Origin of the sequence: Streptomyces sp. NPDC091416 (assembly GCF_044756845.1) — a bacterium.
GTDB lineage: Bacteria > Actinomycetota > Actinomycetes > Streptomycetales > Streptomycetaceae > Streptomyces.
Map to the genome: position 1 here is coordinate 196,549 of NZ_JBIVTU010000015.1, position 17,891 is coordinate 214,439.

Here is a 17,891-nt window from a genome sequence, read left to right on the forward strand (position 1 = left end):
GCGGCTCCTACCGTTCATCCATGATCCGGTTCGAGCAGGTCGGCAAGGTCTATCCGGACGGGACGACCGCGGTCGACGAACTGTCCTTCGAGGTCAACGAGGGTGAACTGGTCACCCTGGTCGGACCCTCGGGCTGCGGGAAGACCACCACGATGATGATGGTGAACCGGCTGATCGAACCGACCTCGGGCCGGATCCTGGTGGACGGCGAGGACATCGCGAAGGTCGACCCCGTGAAACTGCGCCGCCGGATCGGCTACGTCATCCAGCAGGTGGGACTCTTCCCACACCGCACCGTCCTCGACAACACCGCGACGGTCCCGGCCCTGGTCGGCTGGAAGCGGTCCCGGGCGCGGGCGCGAGCTGCCGAGCTCCTCGATCTGGTGGGCCTGGACCCCGGTACGTACGGCTCGCGGTATCCCGCCCAGCTCTCCGGCGGCCAGCGCCAGCGGGTCGGGGTGGCACGCGCCCTGGCTGCGGATCCGCCGGTGCTGCTGATGGACGAACCGTTCGGCGCGGTGGACCCGGTGGTGCGGGAGCGGCTGCAGAACGAGTTCCTGAGCCTGCAGGCCACGGTCAGGAAGACGGTCCTGATGGTCACCCATGACATCGAGGAGGCGGTGCGGATGGGCGACCGGATCGCGGTGTACGGGGAAGGGCGCATCGAGCAGTTCGACCGCCCGGGCGCCGTGCTCGGGTCACCGGCGACCCCGTACGTGGCGCAGTTCGTGGGCGCGGACCGCGGGTTGAAGCGGCTGTCCGTCACCACGATCGAGCCGGAGGACCTGGAGGAGCCGCCGGTCGCCCGGCTGGACGAGCGAGCCTCGGTGGCGGCGGCCCGGCTCGGCGCCACCGGTGCGCGATGGGCGGTGGTGCTGAACGGCGACGGCGAGCTGCACGGCTGGGTGGCGGCGGACTCGCTCCGTATCGCCGGTGAGCACGGAACAGTGGCGGAACTGGCCCGCCGGATGGATGCCTGGGTGCCGGTGGGAGCCCCGCTCAAGCAGGCCTTCAGCGAGATGCTCCAGCATGACGCCGGCTGGGTGGCGGTCCTGGACGGGGCGCGGTTCCTGGGAGTGCTGACCCCGGCCAAGCTCCATGAGGCCCTGCGCCGTTCGGTGGACGCGGACGCACAGGGCGTGGCACGTGACGAGGTGCGGTTCGACTCGGTGGCGGACGCCTGAGGGGCCCACGGGCCGCGTGCTGGGGTGGCGGGTTCACTCCGTGGCCGAAGCCCGGCAGGGCCCGCCCGGACGCAGACGGTTCACTCGGCGGCGACGTGGCTCCAGAAGTCCCGCATCGTGCGGGGATGCCTGGGGCCGGCCATCTCCACCTGGGTGAGCATGATGGCGACCGTGCCGGTGGCCGGGATGATGTGCGCCGCGGTGCCGGTCCCACCGACCCAGCCGTAGCGGCCCGGTACGTTCCAGGATTCGGTCCGCTCGACGTCCACCGAGCCGCCGAACCCCCAGCCCTGCCCCTCGGTGAACAGTCCGCTCGCCTCGCGCTGGGCGGATGTCAGGTGGTCGGTCGTCATCTGCCGCACCGACGCGGGTGTCAGCAGAGCACGGCCACCCACCGTCCCGCCGGCGAGCAGCATCCGGCCGAAGGCGCACCAGTCGGCGGCGGTCGAGACCAGGCCGCCGGCCGCCGAGGGGAAGGCCGGCTCGCTGCTCCACTGCCCGTCGGGTGCATCGACGCGTTCGAGGTCCCCGGCCTCGCCGGCGCGGTAGTAGCCGGTGAACCGGTGGAGCCGGCGCGCGGGCACGTGGAAGCCGGTGTCGGTCATGCCGAGCGGTTCACACAGCCGCTCGGCCAGGAACTCCGGCAGCGGCTGCCCGGAGACCCGGGCGATCAGGACGCCCAGGATGTCGGAGCAGGCGTTGTACAGCCACGCCTCCCCCGGCTGGTGCAGCAGCGGGATACGCGAGAGCGTAGCCATCCAGGCGTCCGGGGCCACGACGGCCTGCGGCTGCGGCGGGCCCTGCTTCAGTTCGCTGACCAGGGGCTCGACGGCCGGCAGCGAGAAGTCGGACGGGAATCCGTATCCGGCGCGGAAGGTCAGCAGGTCGAACACGGTGATGGGCCGCGCGGCCGGGACCACGTCGTCGACGGGGCTCCCGGGGGTACGTACGACCATGGGTGAGGCCAGTTCCGGCAGCCAGGGGGCGACCGGGTCCTCCAGCCCCATCCGGCCGTCCTCGATCAGCATCATGGCCGCCGCCGCGGTGATCGGTTTGGTGAGGGAGGCGATGCGGAAGATCGAGTCCGGGGCCATCGGGATGCCGCCACCGGTCTCCGCGTCGCCGACCGCCTGGAGGTCCACCCGGTCGCCCCGGGCCACGAGCCCCACGGCTCCCGGCACCGATCCGTCGCGTACGTGCCTCTCCAGTACTTCGCGCAGGGTGCTCATCGCTCCGCCTTCTCGCGTCGAGGGTCAACAGAATGACTCCCGCGACGGTGCGAACTCATCGGGCCGCGCCGGGCCGTCCGCCGCACTCACCCCGCCGCGCCGGGCCGTCCGCCGCTCACTCCGTCGAAACGGGCCCGCCACCGCACCCACCCCATCGAACCGGGCCGTCCGCCGCACCCACCCGTCGCTCCAAGTGCTCCACCGCTCCCGCCGGGGCGTTCCGGGCGGCGGGCCGTCGTCCGCCGCCCGGCGGAGAACCGTGGCGGCCATGTGGCAGGTCTCTTGACCCGAACCGTTCGGAAAGCCTAGGTTTCCGCACGGAGAAAGCGCTTACTATCGGGTGGGCGCCCGCACTGTGGAGGTGTTTGTCACGCCCAGCCAGGCTTCCCCCAGCCGGCCGATCCGGGTCGCGATCGTCGGTACCGGCGCGATCGCGCGCGTGAGTCATCTGCCTGCCCTGCGCGCACTGGCCTGCGAACAGCCCCTGGAGATCGTCGCGGCGGTCGACGTCGACGCCGCGTCCGCCGAGGCGTTCTGCGCCGAGGCCGGCGCCGGCCGGCCGTACACGGATCTGGACCGGATGCTCGCCGGGGAACGACCCGACCTCGTCACGCTCGGCACCCCGCCACGCTTCCACCGCGACCAGACGATCGCCGCGCTGCGGGCCGGGGCCTGGGTGTGGTGCGAGAAGCCCCCCTGCCCCTCCCTGGAGGACTTCGACGCCATCGAGGCGGCCGAGGCCCCTGACCAGGGCGGGCCGTTCGCCGCGATCGTGTTCCAGCACCGGTTCGGGTCCGGCTCGGACCACGTCCGGACGCTGCTGGCCGAGCAGGCGATGGGACGGCCCCTGGTCGCCCACTGCCAGACCACCTGGTACCGGGACGAGGCCTACTACTCCGCGCCCTGGCGGGGCCGTTGGAGTACGGAGGGCGGCGGCCCCGCGATGGGCCACGGCATCCACCAGATGGACCTGCTGCTGGATCTGCTGGGTCCCTGGTCGGAGATCCGCGCGATGGCGGGACGGCTGGTGCACGACGTGGAGACGGAGGACGTCTCCACGGCACTGGTCCGTTTCGAGAACGGGACCATGGCCACGATCGTCAACAGTGTCCTCAGCCCGGACGAGGTGAGCCGGATCCGGATCGACTGCGAGCGGGCCACGGTCGAACTCACCCATCTGTACGGCCACCGCAACGCCGACTGGCGGATCACCCCGGCCCCCGGGGTCACCGCGGAACAGCTCGCCGTCTGGCGGGACTTCGGGGCCGATGTGCCCAGCTCCCACGAGGCCCAGCTGCGCGGTCTGCTGCGCGACCTGCGGGCCGGCCGCCGGCCGCGCAGCAGCGGCGCCGACGGCCGCACCAGCCTGGAACTGGTCGCCGCCCTCTACAAGGCGGCCTTCACCGGAGGCACCGTCCTGGCCGGCGAGATCGGCCCCGGCGACCCGTACTACAGCGCCCTGCACGGCAACGCGCCCGGCTGGGCGCCCGCTCCGGCGGAGACCTCCGCGTGACCGGCCGGACCACGCTGGTCCACCGCCACGGCGACCACATCGCCGTGGCGACGGCGGACAGCGGGGTAGAACTCCTGCGGTACGTGTACCGGCCCGAGGCGGCCTGGGAGGCGCCGAAGCCGTACATCCATCCGCTGCGCACCCTCCTCGGCCGGGTGGTGACCGACTACCGGCCCCACGACCACCGCTGGCACAAGGGACTGCAGCTGACCGCCTCGCATCTGTCGGGGCAGAACCTGTGGGGCGGCAACACCTATGTGCGGGGCGAGGACTATCAGGCACTGCCCGAGCGGGTGGGCTCCATGGCGCACCGCGGGTTCGACGAGGTGTCGGCGCGCGAGGACGGGGCCACGGTCGCCGAGCGGCTGAGCTGGCATCCGTACAGCGGCGAGCTGTGGGCCGACGAGGCGCGCCGGGTCGAGGTGCACGACGTCGACCCGGCATCCGGCAGCTGGGTTCTGACGTGGTCGTCGGCCGTCACCAACCGTCGGGACGAACCCCTGCGGTTCGGCAGTCCGGCCACCCACGGGCGCCGGGGCGCGGGCTACACGGGCCTGTTCTGGCGCGGCCCGCGCGCCTTCCGTGACGGCCGGATCCTCACTCCGGACGGCGCGGGCCCCGAGGTGATGGGACGGCAGGCGCCCTGGCTGGCGTACAGCGGCGAGCACGACGGGGCGGACGGCCACGCGACGCTCGTCTTCGCCCACGCGCCGGAGAACGACCACACGGGCGCGGGCGGTGAGCACCCGGCGCACTGGTTCGTCCGCAACGACCCCTTCGCCGCGGTCGCCCCGTCCTTCGCCTTCCACGACGAACTCGTCCTGGAGCCCGGCGCCACATTGACCCGGCGCTACCGGGTGGTCGTCGCGGACGGGGTGTGGGGCCGTGAGCGGATCGAGGACCGGCTTGCGGCGCTGACCTGGTGAATCCGCGTACGCCGCGGCCTGGCCGGTGAACCCGCCGGCCGCGACGGCGCTCGCGCCGCCGCGGTCAGCCGCCGGGGACGAGGCCGTGCGACCGGAGGTAGGTGCGGGCGACGTCCTCGGGAAGCCGGCGCCAGCTGTCCACCTGTTCGTTCAGCCGGGCCAGGTCCCCGGTCGTCAGCACGGTGTTCAGCTTGCCCAGCGCCGTACGGACGCCTTCGCTGCCCGCCCGGGAGCGGTTGACGACGGGCACCAGGTAATCGGCGTTCTGCAGGTGCTTGTCGTCGGCGAGCAGGACGAGGCCGAAGTCGTCCAGGGTGGCGTCCGTGGTGGTGGTCAGCACCATCTGGTCGCGGCCGCTCTGTACGGCCTGCTTGGCCTGGGTCGTACCGACGCCCTTGGGGTCGACCCCGGTGACGTCGATGCCGTACGTCTTCCTCAGGCCGGGGGCGCAGTAGGGGCGCTGGACACATTCGTCGCCCGCGGCCAGGCGGACCGGGAGCCCCGACCTCCCGAGTTCGCTCAGCGACTTCAGGTGGTGCTCGGCCGCGTAGGCGGAGGTGACGGCGAAGGCGTTCTGGTCGACGGCACGGCCGGGGTCCAGGACGGTGAGACCGCGGGGCGCGGCCAGGGCGCGCAGCGCCTTCATGGTGGTGGCGAGGTCGGGTGAGCCGACCGGGGTGGCGTCGGCGCCGTTCTTCTTGGCGTTCAGCCAGTCGGCGAAGGTGGCGGCGTACTCGGGGACGACGTCGATCTGACCGTTCTCCAGGGCCGGTTCGTAGATCTCCCGGTTGGTCACGGAGATGATCTTCGTGGAGTATCCGGCCCGGTCGAGCAGGAGCGCGTACATCTGGGCGAGCAGATCGCTCTCGGTGAATCCGGCCGAGCCGATCGTGAGGTGCTTGCTGTCGCCGGGCGGGGCGGTGACCTGTCCCTGGTTCTCCAGTGTGGGCCCGGTGGTGCAGGCGCAGACGCTTGCCAGCAGCAGGAGCAGGGCCGGGGCTGCCGTGTGCCGGGCCCTCATCCGCTGTTCCCGCCGCGGACCCGGTCCGGGGCGAGCCGCTGCGCCAGCTCGAAGAGACCTTCCACGATCAGGGCGAACGCGGCGACCAGGACGGCTCCGGCGACCACTTGGGCGGTGGAGGCGAGGTTGAAGCCTGCGGTGATGATGCGGCCCAGTCCCCCGCCGCCGGCCAGCGCGGCGATGGTGGCGGTGGCGACGAGCTGGACCGCCGCGATCCGTACGCCGGTCATGATGAGCGGCAGCGCGAGCGGCACCTCGACCTGGAGGAGCATCTGCCGGCCCGTCATGCCCATGCCGCGGGCCGCCCGTACGACGTCCTGGTCGATCTCCCGCATGCCGACGTAGGCGTTGGTGAGCAGCGGCGGTACGGCGAACAGGACGAGCGCCACCACGGTCGGGCCCTCTCCGAACCGCCCGATCGGGGTGAGCAGGAGCAGGACGAGGACGGCGAAGGTCGGGACGGCTCGGCCGATGTTGGAGATGTTGACGGCCAGGGCGCCGCCCTTGCCGAGGTGGCCGAGGACCAGGGCGACGGGCAGCGCGACGAGGCAGCTGATCAGCAGGCAGACGACGGTGAGGACGAGGTGCTGGGCCAGTCGTGTCCAGATGCCGTCCTCGCCGTACCAGTGCGCCGAGCTGGTGAGCCAGGTCCAGGCCTCGGAGAGGGTGTTCACGACTGCCTCCGCGTCCAGGGGGTGAGCAGGCGCTGCGCGAGCAGGAGCAGCAGGTCGGCGGCGACGGCGATGACGACGCACAGGACGGAGGCGGTGAGCACCTGGGCCCTGAAGTAGGTGTTCATCCCGGAGTAGATGAGGTTGCCGAGTCCGCCGTATCCGACGATCGCGCCGATGGTGACGAGGCTGACGGCGGAGACGGTGGCGATGCGCAGGCCCGCCATCGCGGCGGGCAGGGCGAGCGGGAGTTCCACGGCAACGAGCAGCCGTACGGGGCCGTACCCCATGCCGCGTGCCGCCTGCCGGGTCTCCTCGGGTACGGCGCGCAGCCCGGCCAGGATGTTCCGGACCAGCAGGGTGAGCGAGTACAGGACGAGACCCGCCACGACGAGCGACGCGGAGAGTCCGTACACGGGGAGCAGGAGCGAGAACATGGCGAGCGACGGGACGGTGTAGAGGATCGTCGTCACTCCGAGCACCGGGCCCGCCGCCCAGCGCAGGCGGCGGGCGACGAGGGCGAGCGGCACCGCGATGACGAGTGCGACGAGCACGGAGACCGCGGTCAGCTGGAGATGTTGCAGCGCGGCGTCCCAGAGGATGTCCCGACGGCTGCTCAGATAGGCGCCGCAGATCCACTCGTTGCGCGCGAGGCAGTCGTCCGGGGGCGCGGTCACCCGCCCATTGCAGCCCGGAGCGGCGCGTGGGTGCCCGTCCGGCTCACCCGTCCGGGCGGACGTGCCCCCCGGACGGGTGACCCGGAGCGGGGGCCGTCAGGGCGCGGCCGTGCCGGTTCGGCCCTCGGAGACGGCGACGCGTCAGCGGCGGCCCGGCCGTGCCGTTCGGCGGAGCCGGAGACCTCTGGACACACAGCCCTCCCTGTGATTAATCTCTTTCGCAATTATTCAATTACTTGACTATGGAGTCGGAATGCATCCCTTCCGCAAGGCCGTCGAAGCGCACGACCTCGGCGCGGTCGAGGCGCTGCTGGCCGAGGACGTCGTCTTCACCAGCCCGGTGGCGTTCAAGCCCTACCCCGGCAAGGCGCTCACCGCCGCCATCCTGCGCGCGGTCGACCAGGTCTTCACGGACTTCCGCTACGTCCGGGAGATGGTGAGCGAGGACGGCCGCGACCACGCGCTCGTGTTCGAGGCGAAGGTGGGCGACCGGGAGATCAGCGGCTGCGACTTCCTGCACATGAACGAGGCAGGCGAGATCGACGACCTGATGGTCATGGTCCGGCCTCTCTCCGCCGCGCAGGCGCTGGCCGCGGCCATGGGCGCCAGGTTCGAGCAGATCGGCCGTGAAGCCTCCGCGGGCTGAGCCCCGGTCCGCCAAGCCCTCGCGGCGCAGGGCGGTCGACCCGGTTCAGCTGGAATCCGCCGGTCGGGTGATGGGTAGGGTGGCTGCCCTATGGACACCAGCACCGAGTTCGCCATGGTCGACGTCCCGCCCGGCCGGGTGACCTTGTCGGACCGTCGAACGCAGCGCAGCTGGGCGGTCGATCTCGCACCGTACCGGCTCGCGGCGTTCCCGGTCACCCAGGCTCAGTACGCGCAGGTAACGGGCGAACGGCCGAGTACGGCACAGGGCGGACTGCTTCCCGTAGAGGGCGTTTCCTGGCTGGACGCCGTCCGGTTCTGCAACGCACTGTCGGTGCGCGAGGGGCTGGCTCCCGCCTACCGCCTCCACGACGATGCCGCCGGCACCGAGTGGGACACGGCCGCCGACGGGTACCGGCTGCCGGCCGAGGCCGAGTGGGAGCACGCGTGCCGCGCCGGCACGACCGAGGCGCGGTACGGGCGGCTCGACGACATCGCCTGGCATCGTGGCAACGCACGGGACCGGCCGCACGAGGTGGGCGGCCGGCAGCCCAACGCATGGGGCCTCTACGACACGTTGGGGAACGTGTGGGAGTGGTGCTGGGACGTCTACGACGCCGAGGTGTACGGCACCTACCGGGTACTGCGCGGCGGCGGCTGGTTCGACGAGCACTGGAGCTGCCGGGCCTCCGTACGGCGGCGCAGTCACCCCACGTTCCGGATCGACGACACCGGATTCCGTGTCGCACGCTCCGGTCCGGGCTGAGCCGCCTCCCGGAGGTTCGGCCGGTCAGCCATCGGCGCTTCCCCCGCATCCACCGTGCTGCGACGGCCGGTTCGGCGGTGAAGGCGTGGTCCGGCACGTTCAGTACGTCGCGCGCCGCACCCGTCTCGGCCATCTCACCGTGCTCCAGCACGGCGATGCGGTCGGCGAGGGCCGCCGTGTCCAGGTCGTGCATGATCAGGACCGGGGCGGGGACGGCGCCGGACCGGGGCAGCTCCGCGAGCAGGCCGAGGAGCGAGCGCCGGGCGAGGCATGAGCAGGCAGGAGCCGGTGTTGCCCCCGAGCCGGTTGACGAGCAGGGGGCGCACGGCCGGGGGCAGGGCGCCTATCTCGCGCCAAACGCTCACGACCGCGCCTGACCTGCATGGTTACGTCCCGGGACGGTGCTGCCCGCCCTGATGCGCGATCGGTGTCCGTCGAACGGAGTGCGCGGGCGTACGCCCAGGCCCGGGTGGCCGCTCGCCCGCACGGTGCCCTCGGTTCCGCCGATTCCCGTCCACGGGTCGTGGGCGAGCAGCAGATGTCCGTCCAGATCGGTCCACCGGGCACGGTCGGCGAGATGCACGGCCGGGGCGACGCCGAGTGAACTGGCGGTGAGGCAGCCGAGCATGAGACCGGTGCCGCTGCCGGCGATCAGGGCGGCGATGCGCAGGGCCGCGCTCACTCCTCCGCACTTGGCGAGTTTGACGTTGATGCCGTGGACCCGGCCGGCGAGCCGTCGGGCGTCCTCGATCCCGACGGCGTCCTCGTCGGCGATCACGGGCAGGGGCGAGCGTGCGGCCAGCCGGGCCAGAGCCTCGGGGTCGCCCGGAGCGACGGGCTGTTCGACGGCCTCGACGCCGAGTTCGGCGAAGCGGCCGAGCAGGGCGGGAGCCGCCGTGCTGCTCCAGCCGCCGTTGGGGTCCAGGAGCAGCCGTACGTGTGGGGCGGCGGCGCGTACGGCGCGCACGCGTGCCACGTCGTCCTCCGGGTCGGGCGAACCGGCCTTGACCTTGATGACGGTGAACCCCTGCTCCGCCAGGCGGGCGGCGAGGGCGCCGGCGTGACGGGGCGAGCTGATCCCGATGGTCCTGGCGGTCGCGGCGACGGGCGCGGTGGCCGTGCCGAGGAGGCGGTGCACCGGCGCGCCGGCGCGCTTGCCCACGAGGTCGAGCAGCGCCGACTCGACGGCGGCCGTCACCGCCGGGGGTGTCCCGGGCGCGACCGCCCCGCCGACGTCTGCGAGACCGTCGCGGGCCTGCCCGATCAGGGTTTCCAGGGCGGTCTCCGGGTCGGGGAACCGCGCGAGAACGCGACCGCAGCGGTCGAGCCAGTGGGCGACGGTCGCGGTGTCGAGGCCGTAGTACACGCTGGTGACGGTCTCACCGTGGCCGTGCAGCCCTTCATGCTCGACGGTCAGCCGGACCGCGTCACGGGCGGTCGTGGTGGAACGGGAGATCCGCAGCGGCTCGGCCAGCCGCAGCCCGACGGCACGCAGGCATGTCCTCATCGGGACTCCTCCGGTGCGTACGGCAGACGGACGCCGTACGCGCGGGCGCGCGGCGAAGTGCTCCCTCCGGGCATGCGGGCCGTCGTCGCCCCGGGCCGGCGGGATCCCGGTGGCCGTGCGGGCCGGCGGTGCCCGGCGGCCGCGCGCCACCGCGTCCAGCCGGTCGCTTCCACGGCCTGTGGGTGGCGGATCTCCACCGGGCGGGTGGCCGCGGTCTCCGGGCCCAGGCCGTGCAGGGCGTTGAATCCGTCGTCGAAGACGCTGCCGAGGTAGCGGTGCGGCCCGTCGGGGAAGACGGTCGCGACGACGGCGCCCGGGTGGACACGGGCCGCCCAGGCTGCGACGAGCGCGACGGCACCGGTGCTCCAGCCGCCGCTGACGAAGTTGTCCCGGGCCAGCCGCCGGCAGCTGTCCGCGGCCTCCGCCGGACCGACCCAGTGGACCTCGTCGAACTCCTCGTGGGCCACGTTGCGCGGATGGATGCTGCTGCCCAGTCCGCGCATCAGGCGGGGCCGGGCCGGCTGTCCGAAGATCGTCGAGCCGGTGGCGTCGACGCCGATCAGCCGCAGTCCGGGCCAGCGTCCGCGCAGCGGGCCGACGATTCCGGCGCTGTGCCCGCCGGTTCCCACACTGCACACCAGGACGTCCACATGGTCGAGGCGGGCGGCGATCTCGGCGGCGAGCGACGCGTAGCCGGCGGTGTTGTCGGGGTTGTTGTACTGATCGGGCCAGTAGGCGTCCGGCAGTTCGGTGCGCAGTTCCCGGAGTCTGGCCAGGCGGGCGGCCTGCCAGCCGCCCTCGGGGGCGGGACGGTCCACGAGTTCCAGCCTGGCGCCGTGGGCGTGCAGGAGGCCGCGCATCGACGGTTCGAGTTCCGTGTCGCCGACCAGCACGACCGGATGGCCGAGTGCCTGGCCCGCGAAGGCGAGACCGATACCGAGGGTGCCCGAGGTGGACTCCACCACCGGTGCGCCGGGGCGCAGTTCGCCGCGCCGCTCGGCGCCCAGCAGCATGGACACGGCGGCGCGGGCCTTCATCCCGCCCACGGCGAAGCCTTCGAGTTTGGCCCAGAAGCCCGGGTGCGGGCAGGGCAGATCGGCGGTGATGCGGGCGAGCGGGGTGCCGCCGACGAGCCCGAGGAGTTCCCGGTTGCCCGCGGGGCGCAGCAGTGCGGTGGTCACAGGGCGCCTCCGTAGTGGTGAACCGTTCCGGCGCCGCCGTCGAGCCAGAAGAAGGGGTACGGCTCCGCGGAGACGGCGCTGACCCCGGCGCCGATGAGCCGGGGCAGTACCGCGCTGCCGGTCTGGGCGAAGACGACGAGGGGCTTGCCGTGCCGCAGGGCGTGCTCCCGCAGCGGTTCGAAGCTCCCGTTGCCCAGCGTCATCCCGGAGGCCAGGATCGCGTCGCAGTGCTCCAGTTCAGTGGGCGCGTCGGTGTGTACGGGCTCGTCCCACTCCGTCGTACCGCCCCTGAGGTCGCACGGCACGTAGGCGAGACCCCGCCACCGCAGCGCCTCCAGCAGTGAGTTGACCACTCCGACGACGAGCACGGTGGAGCCCGGCGGCGCGTCGAGCAGACCGACGACGGCGCGTGCCCGCGCCCGGGACCTCTCCAGCGAGTCACCGGCCAGAAGCGGCCACGGCCGCGCACCCGATCCGGGTCCGTGGGGCAGCACCTCCATCAGATACGTGTCGAGCGCGGCGACCCGGACCGGGAGCAGCCGGTGGCCGAGCAGCGCGGCGACATCCGCGCCGACGCAGTCGTCGACGACCCCGGGAGGCAGTTCCCCCGGCTCGACCGCGCAGGAGCCGACGGCGGCGCCGAGGCGCAGGCTGAGCACCTCGTTGCGGTATCCGCTCCCGCGCCCGGGGTGCCTCACGGACTGGCGGGTGGTGAACGCCATGGCGATGTGGCGGGTTCGCGGGTCGGGTCCGAAGCGGCCGGCCAGGACCCCGGCGACCAGCTCCTCGTACGAGGAGGCGGCGAGGACCGGAGTGGTCATCATCGGTTCACCACCCGGGGGCGCAGCCGGGCGAGGTGCGCCTCGGCGCCGGCCCGGGCGCCCGGGCCGGCGGCGTCGCCGGCCATGACGTGTCCCAGGTACGCGTTGTTGCTGCTCGCCACGGCGGCCCGGGTGCCGGGTGCCGCGACGCTGAGTTCCAGAACGTCGGCGGCCTCTCCCACCTCGTCGACCCCGTCGACGCCTTCCAGCACTCCCCCGGCCCCGGGCACCAGGAAAGCGATGGCCGCGCTGTGCAGTCCGGTGGCGCGTGGGCGCAGGTCCGGTGCGTGTCCGAGTGCCACGTTCACGCAGGCTGCCGCGAGGTCGATGCCGGTCACATGGCGGACCAGTTCGGTGATGCGATTGCCGGCCGGGCGGGGGTTGACCTCCACCACGCGCGGGCCGTCCGGCGTCAGCTTGATCTCGGTGTGCGCCACCACGGCGTCCAGGCCGAGCGCCTCGACGGCGCGCACGGCGGTCTCCCGCGCCGCGCGGTCGTCCTCGTCGGTGAGTGCCGCAGGGAACATGTGGCCGGTCTCCACGAAGGCCGGGGCGCCTCCAGTGCTCTTGTCCGTCACGCCGACGACCTCGGTCCGGCCGTCGAACGTCACGGTCTCCACGCTGACTTCGGGTCCGTGGAGGAACTCCTCCAGCAGCGCCACAGGTGCCCGGGTCTGGCCCCTGGCGTTGACGGGGAAGTCCATGAGCGCCCGGTGGGCCTCGGCGAGGCCCGGCTCGTCGTCCACGCGCCGTACGAACATCCCGGCGCACAGGTCCACGGGCTTGAGGACCAGCGGCAGCCCCATCTCCCGGGCGGCCCGCACGGTCTCGGCGTGATCCCGGCAGAGGGCGAACCGCGGTCCGGGCACGCCCGCTTCGGCGAGGACCCGCCGTGCGAGGTCCTTTCGGCAGGCGTTCTCCACGGCAGCGGGGGCGGGCCCCGGCAGGTTCAGCCGGGCGGCGATCCCGGCGGCCACCGGAAGGTAGTAGTCGCAGGAGCTGATCACTCCGTCGAACCGCAGGGCCGCGTGGGCCCGTTCGGCGAACGGCAGCAGGAGGCCGGCGTCGTTGGTGTCCGCCGTCAGCACGTGGCTGGCCGAGAGCAGCGGATGCGCGACGCCCTCGGGTCCGGCGCGCAGGTAGTGGTGGAGGTCCCGGGTGAGGAGGGTGAACGTGTGCCCGCTCTCCCGGATCGCCCGTGGCAGAAGCCTGCTCATCGATCCGACCCAGCTCTCGACCATCAGCAGATGTGCCACGACTACCCCTTTTCGCCACGCAGTTCAGGACCCGGGCAGGCGGCAGGCCCCGTCCGGGGGCCGCCGCCCGACTCGCCACACGTTATCGACAATCGTTTTCATTGTCATCTAACGTCAGGGTCCTCCCGGCCGCTGCCGGACCACCCCGCGGGCAGGCTCCCGAAACGCCGCTCCGGTTCGGATCACGGCGACCGGACCGTCCCCGGCGGTTGCGGGCGCGCGGCGCACGGTGTTGATTCGAAGGAGACGCACCCCGTGGCCGCCCGCTTCCTCGATCCGGGGGTGAACCTCCGTGCTGTTCGCCGACCGTGCCGACGCAGGCCAGAAGCTGGCCGAGGCGCTCCGACCGATGGCGTCCTGCGATCCGGTCGTCCTGGGCCTGCCGCGTGGCGGCGTACCGGTGGCCTTCCGGGTGGCCGAGGAGCTCGGCGCCGCTCTCGATGTGATCGTGGTGCGCAAACTCGGCGTCCCCTACCGCCCGGAACTGGGTTTCGGCGCCATCGGGGAGGGCGGCGTACGGGTCATCAGCGAGGACATCGTGACCCGCGGCGGATTGTCGGAGGCGGATGTCGCCGCGGTCGAGGAGGCGGAGGAGGCCGAACTGCAGCGCCGGGCCGGGGCGTTCCGGGGCAACCGGCCTCGTATCCCGCTCGCCGGACGCACCGTGATCGTCGTCGACGACGGCATCGCCACCGGCGCAACCGCCCTGGCCGCGTGCGAGGTGGCCCGGGCCCAGGGCGCGGCGCGCGTGGTACTCGCCGTGCCGGTGGCGCCCCCGGACGCCGCCGAAAGGCTGGGCGACCGGGTCGACGAGCTGGTCTGCCTGTCGGCTCCGCCGGGGTTCTCCGCCGTGGGTGAGTGGTACCGGGACTTCGGCCAGACGCCGGACGAGGAGGTCGTCTCGTTGCTGACCCGGGCCGCGGCCCCGGACTCCTCGCGGACCGCGGCGGAGGTCGCGGTGGAGGCGGGCGGCGTGACACTGCCGGGTGAGCTGACCCCGGCCGGGGGTACCGGAGCACTCGTCGTGTTCGCGCACGGTTCCGGCAGCAGCCGGCACAGCCCGCGCAACCGCTCGGTGGCGGCGGCCCTGAACCGGGCAGGACTCGGCACCCTGCTCTTCGACCTGCTCACCCCGGCCGAGGAGGCCGACCGCGCCAACGTCTTCGACATCGGGACCCTGGCCGGCCGGCTGGTGGACGCCACCGCCTGGGTGCGGCGCCGCACACCCGGCCCCGTCGGCCTGTTCGGCGCGAGCACCGGGGCGGCAGCGGCCTTGCGGGCCGCCGCGACCGCTCCCACGGGGATAGGCGCCGTCGTCTCCCGGGGCGGGCGGCCCGACCTCGCGGGCGGCAGCCTCGGCGACGTACGGGCCCCGACCCTGCTCATCGTGGGCGGCGACGACACACAGGTCCTGGAGCTGAACCGGCAGGCACAGGACCGGTTGCGCTGCGAGAACCGCCTCGACGTCGTCACCGGCGCCACCCATCTCTTCGAGGAGCCGGGCGCGCTGGACGAGGTCGCCGAGCTGGCCCGGGACTGGTTCACCGGCCACCTGGCGGCAGGATCCGGCTGACGCGCCACCGGCCGCCGAGGGCTTCACCCGGTCCGCGGGCACGGCCACACGGTTTCCCGGTCCGCCGGGCAACCCTCCGCACGCATTCACCGTCTTGATCCACAGCAAGGCCGCACGGCCCGCACGACCGACCTCGATCCACCCCCCCGCCAACGCAACGCGACGGGTCCGGCGAACGCACCTCTATACCCATGATGTATACACAAGGCGTATAGAGGATGTCTCCGCTCACCCGCGCACGCACGGAAGGCTCCCATGCACAGCAAGGCAATGGCGCCCGAGTACCAGGGCGCCCTCACCAAGATGTCCGTGAACGCATCCCTCACGGACGTACTGGCCGAGGGGCAACGCCACCTGAAGGAGGCCGAACTCGCCGGCTCCCCGCAGGAAGTGGCCCGCACCGGGCTCGCGGTGGCCGAGGCCCACCGCAGACTGGGTCACGTGCAGGAGGCTGACCGCGCCTGGAAGGCAAGCTACCGGGCGGCCCGCTCGGCCGGTGCCACGGGGGCCATGGCCTGGGCGCTGTGGAGCGGCGGGACACTCGCCCGGCAGCGCGGCGAACTGCGCCTCGCCTTCCGCCTGCTGAGGCTGGCCGCGGACCTTGGGAAGGCGGGCGGGGACGTGGTCGCGCGCGGCTACTCACTCGCCGGCCTCGCGGAGACCGGACGCATCCAGGGCGACTACCGGACCGTCGCCGCGCTGCACGAGCAGCTCCTCGCCGAGGCCCGGGCCCGCGGCGAGGCCCGGCACACCGTCTGGGCCCTGGAGGGCATCGCCCAGATCCACCGCAACACCGGTTCCTTCGACACCGCCCTGGAGATGTTCGAGGAGGCGGCCCGGCTCGCCGGGGACGCCGACGACCGCCGCGGGCGGGCCTGGGCACTGCGCGGGATGGCCGACATCATCTCCGTACGCGACAACGACCCGGAGCGGGCACTGGACCTGCTCTCCGAGGCGGAACTGACCTGCCGTGCGATGAAGTTGTCGAGCGCCCTCGCCTACAACCACAAGATGCGCGCCAACGTGCTCTACCGTGCCCGGCGGTACGAGGAGGCCCGGACGGTCTACGAGGAGGCGCTGGCGGAATTCCGCGCGATGACCGAGCCCCGGGGCGAGGCGCTCGCCCGGCTCGGGCTCGTGAAGTCGCTCGCCCGGCTCGGCCGCGACCGGGCGGCAACCGCAGCCGAACTCGACGAGCTGCGGGGCACGCTGGACCGGATCGGACTGCTCAACGCCCGCGACATGGTCGACAAGGCGTACGCCGAACTCGGCGTGAGCCCGGCCGACGGCACGACGCCTCCGGCGGGCGGCAGCCGATGACCCCTCCTGTGGCCCAGCGGACCGAGGCGCCGCAGATACTCGCCCGTTGCCGCGACCTCGTCCGTCCGGCGCTCGGCCGGGCGGTCGGGCAGCTGCATCCGTGGCATGCCGAGATCACCGCGTTCTCCCTCGGCTGGGACGGGGCCGGGCGCGCCCTTCCCGGCGCGCAGGGGAAGGGGGTCCGGCAGGCCCTGGCGGTGCTCGGCGCGGAGGCGGTCGGCGCGAAGGCGGAGAGCGCGGTGCCCGGCGCGGTCGCCGTCGAACTGATCCACACGTTCTCCCTGCTCCACGACGACATCATGGACGGCGACGAGACCCGCAGACAGCGGGCGACCGCCTGGAAGGCCTACGGGACCGGACCCGCAGTACTCGCCGGGGACGCGCTCTTCGCGCTCGGCGTCCAGACCCTGGCCTCGGCACCCGGCGGCGCCTGCGCCCCGGCGGTCCGGCTGCTGGCCGGGGCGCTCAACGACCTGGTGCACGGTCAGGCCGACGACCTGCTCTTCGAGTCGCGGCCCTGGACCGGGCCGGATGCCGTGCAGCCGCACGAGTACCGGCGGATGGCCGAGCAGAAGACGGGCGCCCTGCTGGGCTGCGCCACCGGCCTGGGCGCGGTCCTCGGTGGCGCCGGCCGCTCGGAGACCGATGCGCTCACGGCGGCCGGCCGGCATCTCGGTGTGGCGTTCCAGGCCGTGGACGACGTGCTCGGGATCTGGGGCGACCCGGCGGTCACGGGCAAGCCGGTCCACAGCGACCTGCGGCGCCGGAAGAAGACATACCCCGTCCTCACCGCCCTCACGGCCGGCGGCCCGGCCGCTCTGCGCCTGGGCGCGTTGCTGCGTACCGGCGAAGCACTGGACGAACGCGCCGCCCGGCGTGCGGCCGGGCTGATCGAGGAGGCCGGCGGGCGTGCGGCGGCGCTGGCCGAGGCGGACCGGCACCTGGAGAGCGCGCGTGCCTGTCTGGAGAGCGTCGCCCTGGCGCCGGAACCCCTCGCGGAGCTCCTCGCCCTGATGCCGTACTTCGCCGCCCGCGCCCGGTGACGCCCGGCGCGGTCGGCCGGCTGCCGCCCGCCGGACGCAGACCCGTCTCGCGCACGGTCAGGGATGCATCGACGCGCCCTTGAGGATCTTGTCGACGGCGTTGCGGGGGCCGTACACGGCCAGGCCGACCAGGTCCATGCCGTCCCGCCGCACCGCGCGGACGGCGGCCCGGTTGTCCCGGTCGTTGCCCGTCGCGAAGAGGTCGGAGGTGAACACCGAAAGGGCCGCTCCCCGGCCGACCGCGCGGGCGTGGGCCGTCGTCAGCAGTTCCTTCGATCCCTCGAAGACCAGCACCGGCTGGCGGAACATCGGCAGGTACGGGGTGCCGTCGGCGTCGGCGTACGGCTCGCCGATCACCTCGGGCACGGCCGTACCGAGCCCGCTGACGAGGAAGGCCGTCACATTGAGCCGCTGCCACGTCTCCAGGTCGTCCCGGAGCAGCACGGCGATCTTGGTGTCGAAGCGGACGGGGGCGAGTTCGTCTGTCATGGCCCCGAGCCTGCCCGGCCGCACGATGCCCCGTCTTGTACGAACTTTGCACGGCCGCCCCGGGCACGG

Annotated in this window: 18 protein-coding genes; 9 read left to right on the forward strand and 9 right to left on the reverse strand. The window is 73.2% G+C overall.

The annotated features are described in order from the left end of the window. Positions 1 to 20 precede the first annotated feature (20 nt). A complete protein-coding gene (locus tag ACIQMX_RS34895) occupies positions 21 to 1,184 on the forward strand; it encodes an ABC transporter ATP-binding protein (protein ID WP_402484145.1) in 1,164 nt (387 codons plus the stop codon). Between the two features lie 80 nt (positions 1,185 to 1,264). Here ACIQMX_RS34895 and ACIQMX_RS34900 read toward each other — a convergent pair whose 3' ends face one another. Then, positions 1,265 to 2,413 (reverse strand): serine hydrolase domain-containing protein, encoded by a 1,149-nt coding sequence (locus tag ACIQMX_RS34900; RefSeq protein ID WP_363070204.1) that lies wholly within the window; start codon positions 2,411 to 2,413, stop codon positions 1,265 to 1,267. 361 nt (positions 2,414 to 2,774) lie between these two features. Between ACIQMX_RS34900 and ACIQMX_RS34905 the strand changes: the two genes are divergently transcribed. Both ACIQMX_RS34905 and ACIQMX_RS34910 read left to right on the forward strand, forming a co-directional pair. Beyond that, on the forward strand, positions 2,775 to 3,926 hold the full coding sequence (locus tag ACIQMX_RS34905) for a Gfo/Idh/MocA family protein (RefSeq protein WP_402484179.1): 1,152 nt from the start codon (positions 2,775 to 2,777) through the stop codon (positions 3,924 to 3,926). Then, positions 3,923 to 4,852: a PmoA family protein gene (locus ACIQMX_RS34910; protein WP_402484148.1), complete on the forward strand. Its 930-nt coding sequence runs from the start codon at positions 3,923 to 3,925 to the stop codon at positions 4,850 to 4,852. Before ACIQMX_RS34905 ends, ACIQMX_RS34910 begins: the two co-directional genes overlap by 4 nt. Before the next feature lie 64 nt (positions 4,853 to 4,916). Here ACIQMX_RS34910 and ACIQMX_RS34915 read toward each other — a convergent pair whose 3' ends face one another. Genes ACIQMX_RS34915 through ACIQMX_RS34925 form a run of 3 tightly spaced genes read right to left on the reverse strand, consistent with a single transcriptional unit; the run spans position 4,917 to position 7,221 of the window. Beyond that, on the reverse strand, positions 4,917 to 5,873 hold the full coding sequence (locus tag ACIQMX_RS34915; protein ID WP_402484150.1) for an ABC transporter substrate-binding protein: 957 nt from the start codon (positions 5,871 to 5,873) through the stop codon (positions 4,917 to 4,919). Then, positions 5,870 to 6,547 (reverse strand): ABC transporter permease, encoded by a 678-nt coding sequence (locus ACIQMX_RS34920; RefSeq protein ID WP_402484151.1) that lies wholly within the window; start codon positions 6,545 to 6,547, stop codon positions 5,870 to 5,872. Before ACIQMX_RS34920 ends, ACIQMX_RS34915 begins: the two co-directional genes overlap by 4 nt. Continuing rightward, positions 6,544 to 7,221, reverse strand: a complete 678-nt coding sequence (locus ACIQMX_RS34925) for an ABC transporter permease (protein WP_402484153.1) — start codon at positions 7,219 to 7,221, stop codon at positions 6,544 to 6,546. The genes ACIQMX_RS34920 and ACIQMX_RS34925 overlap by 4 nt, the downstream gene beginning before the upstream one ends. Positions 7,222 to 7,474: 253 nt before the next feature. On the opposite strand from ACIQMX_RS34925, the gene ACIQMX_RS34930 reads away from it, so the two are divergent. From ACIQMX_RS34930 to ACIQMX_RS34940, 3 genes are all read left to right on the forward strand, one after another. After that, positions 7,475 to 7,867 carry a nuclear transport factor 2 family protein gene (locus tag ACIQMX_RS34930; protein WP_363070213.1) on the forward strand — a complete coding sequence of 131 codons (393 nt, stop codon included), beginning with the start codon at positions 7,475 to 7,477 and terminating at the stop codon, positions 7,865 to 7,867. Positions 7,868 to 7,957: 90 nt separating this feature from the next. Continuing rightward, entirely contained in the window at positions 7,958 to 8,632 is a 675-nt protein-coding gene (locus ACIQMX_RS34935) for a formylglycine-generating enzyme family protein (RefSeq protein WP_363070215.1), read from the forward strand. A gap of 85 nt (positions 8,633 to 8,717) precedes the next feature. Beyond that, complete coding sequence (locus ACIQMX_RS34940) at positions 8,718 to 8,906, forward strand: hypothetical protein (RefSeq protein WP_363070217.1); 189 nt, start codon at positions 8,718 to 8,720, stop codon at positions 8,904 to 8,906. A gap of 87 nt (positions 8,907 to 8,993) precedes the next feature. On the opposite strand, the gene ACIQMX_RS34945 is transcribed toward ACIQMX_RS34940, so the two are convergent. The 4 genes from ACIQMX_RS34945 to ACIQMX_RS34960 are packed head-to-tail and all read right to left on the reverse strand — an operon-like array spanning position 8,994 to position 13,397. Beyond that, positions 8,994 to 10,139, reverse strand: coding sequence for an enolase C-terminal domain-like protein (locus ACIQMX_RS34945; protein ID WP_402484156.1), 1,146 nt, complete (start codon positions 10,137 to 10,139; stop codon positions 8,994 to 8,996). After that, entirely contained in the window at positions 10,136 to 11,320 is a 1,185-nt protein-coding gene (locus ACIQMX_RS34950) for a PLP-dependent cysteine synthase family protein (protein WP_402484158.1), read from the reverse strand. The genes ACIQMX_RS34945 and ACIQMX_RS34950 overlap by 4 nt, the downstream gene beginning before the upstream one ends. After that, complete coding sequence (locus ACIQMX_RS34955) at positions 11,317 to 12,141, reverse strand: Rossmann-like domain-containing protein (RefSeq protein WP_363070275.1); 825 nt, start codon at positions 12,139 to 12,141, stop codon at positions 11,317 to 11,319. Before ACIQMX_RS34955 ends, ACIQMX_RS34950 begins: the two co-directional genes overlap by 4 nt. Further along, on the reverse strand, positions 12,141 to 13,397 hold the full coding sequence (locus ACIQMX_RS34960) for an ATP-grasp domain-containing protein (protein ID WP_402484160.1): 1,257 nt from the start codon (positions 13,395 to 13,397) through the stop codon (positions 12,141 to 12,143). The genes ACIQMX_RS34955 and ACIQMX_RS34960 overlap by 1 nt, the downstream gene beginning before the upstream one ends. A gap of 292 nt (positions 13,398 to 13,689) precedes the next feature. Between ACIQMX_RS34960 and ACIQMX_RS34965 the strand changes: the two genes are divergently transcribed. From ACIQMX_RS34965 to ACIQMX_RS34975, 3 genes are all read left to right on the forward strand, one after another. After that, positions 13,690 to 14,970: a phosphoribosyltransferase family protein gene (locus ACIQMX_RS34965; RefSeq protein ID WP_402484162.1), complete on the forward strand. Its 1,281-nt coding sequence runs from the start codon at positions 13,690 to 13,692 to the stop codon at positions 14,968 to 14,970. A gap of 255 nt (positions 14,971 to 15,225) precedes the next feature. Beyond that, positions 15,226 to 16,290: a tetratricopeptide repeat protein gene (locus tag ACIQMX_RS34970; RefSeq protein WP_363070227.1), complete on the forward strand. Its 1,065-nt coding sequence runs from the start codon at positions 15,226 to 15,228 to the stop codon at positions 16,288 to 16,290. Further along, a complete protein-coding gene (locus ACIQMX_RS34975) occupies positions 16,287 to 17,333 on the forward strand; it encodes a polyprenyl synthetase family protein (protein WP_402484164.1) in 1,047 nt (348 codons plus the stop codon). The genes ACIQMX_RS34970 and ACIQMX_RS34975 overlap by 4 nt, the downstream gene beginning before the upstream one ends. A 57-nt stretch (positions 17,334 to 17,390) precedes the next feature. Here ACIQMX_RS34975 and ACIQMX_RS34980 read toward each other — a convergent pair whose 3' ends face one another. Further along, positions 17,391 to 17,822 (reverse strand): DUF2000 family protein, encoded by a 432-nt coding sequence (locus ACIQMX_RS34980; RefSeq protein ID WP_402484165.1) that lies wholly within the window; start codon positions 17,820 to 17,822, stop codon positions 17,391 to 17,393. Between the last annotated feature and the right edge of the window lie 69 nt (positions 17,823 to 17,891).

Bases quoted from the DNA above. Each gene is read 5' to 3' on its own strand.
- ACIQMX_RS34935 (WP_363070215.1), top strand. From the start codon at position 7,958: ATGGACACCAGCACCGAGTTCGCCATGGTCGACGTCCCGCCCGGCCGG.
- ACIQMX_RS34975 (WP_402484164.1), top strand. From the start codon at position 16,287: ATGACCCCTCCTGTGGCCCAGCGGACCGAGGCGCCGCAGATACTCGCC.
- ACIQMX_RS34945 (WP_402484156.1), bottom strand. From the start codon at position 10,139: ATGAGGACATGCCTGCGTGCCGTCGGGCTGCGGCTGGCCGAGCCGCTG.
- ACIQMX_RS34915 (WP_402484150.1), bottom strand. From the start codon at position 5,873: ATGAGGGCCCGGCACACGGCAGCCCCGGCCCTGCTCCTGCTGCTGGCA.
- ACIQMX_RS34895 (WP_402484145.1), top strand. From the start codon at position 21: ATGATCCGGTTCGAGCAGGTCGGCAAGGTCTATCCGGACGGGACGACC.
- ACIQMX_RS34970 (WP_363070227.1), top strand. From the start codon at position 15,226: ATGCACAGCAAGGCAATGGCGCCCGAGTACCAGGGCGCCCTCACCAAG.
- ACIQMX_RS34980 (WP_402484165.1), bottom strand. From the start codon at position 17,822: ATGACAGACGAACTCGCCCCCGTCCGCTTCGACACCAAGATCGCCGTG.
- ACIQMX_RS34930 (WP_363070213.1), top strand. From the start codon at position 7,475: ATGCATCCCTTCCGCAAGGCCGTCGAAGCGCACGACCTCGGCGCGGTC.
- ACIQMX_RS34900 (WP_363070204.1), bottom strand. From the start codon at position 2,413: ATGAGCACCCTGCGCGAAGTACTGGAGAGGCACGTACGCGACGGATCG.
- ACIQMX_RS34955 (WP_363070275.1), bottom strand. From the start codon at position 12,141: ATGACCACTCCGGTCCTCGCCGCCTCCTCGTACGAGGAGCTGGTCGCC.